3 tRNA genes are annotated in these 395 nt (G+C 55.4%); all 3 read left to right on the top strand.

Annotated elements, in window-relative coordinates:
* Positions 1-64: 64 nt before the first annotated feature.
* The 3 genes from EZV73_RS28505 to EZV73_RS28515 all read left to right on the top strand — a co-directional run bounded on the left by EZV73_RS28505 (position 65) and on the right by EZV73_RS28515 (position 326).
* Positions 65-141 (top strand) — tRNA-Asp (locus tag EZV73_RS28505).
* A gap of 19 nt (positions 142-160) precedes the next feature.
* Positions 161-245: transfer RNA gene (locus EZV73_RS28510), tRNA-Leu, on the top strand.
* Positions 246-251: 6 nt separating this feature from the next.
* Positions 252-326 (top strand) — tRNA-Gly (locus EZV73_RS28515).
* Positions 327-395 lie beyond the last annotated feature (69 nt).

Genomic DNA, 395 nt, shown 5'->3' on the forward strand with positions numbered 1-395 from the left:
GGGAGAGCATCTGCCTTACAAGCAGAGGGTCACAGGTTCAAGTCCTGTTACTCCCACCAAATGCGGTCCAGTAGTTCAGTTGGCTAGAACGCCAGCCTGTCACGCTGGAGGTCGACGGTTCGAGCCCGTTCTGGATCGCCATTTTTTTAATATTTTCCGTGCGGGTATGGCGGAATTGGCAGACGCGCTAGACTTAGGATCTAGTGTCTTACGACGTGGGGGTTCGACTCCCTTTACCCGCACCAACTTATGCAGAAGTGGCTCAGTGGTAGAGCATCGCCTTGCCAAGGCGAGGGTCGCGGGTTCAAATCCCGTCTTCTGCTCCAGCAGAGGTACCGAAGTGGTCATAACGGGGCGGTCTTGAAAACCGTTAGGGTGCAAGCCCACGTGGGTTC

The sequence above is a fragment of the Acidaminobacter sp. JC074 genome (genome assembly GCF_022496765.1).
Classification (GTDB): Bacteria; Bacillota; Clostridia; order Peptostreptococcales; family Acidaminobacteraceae; genus JABXKX01.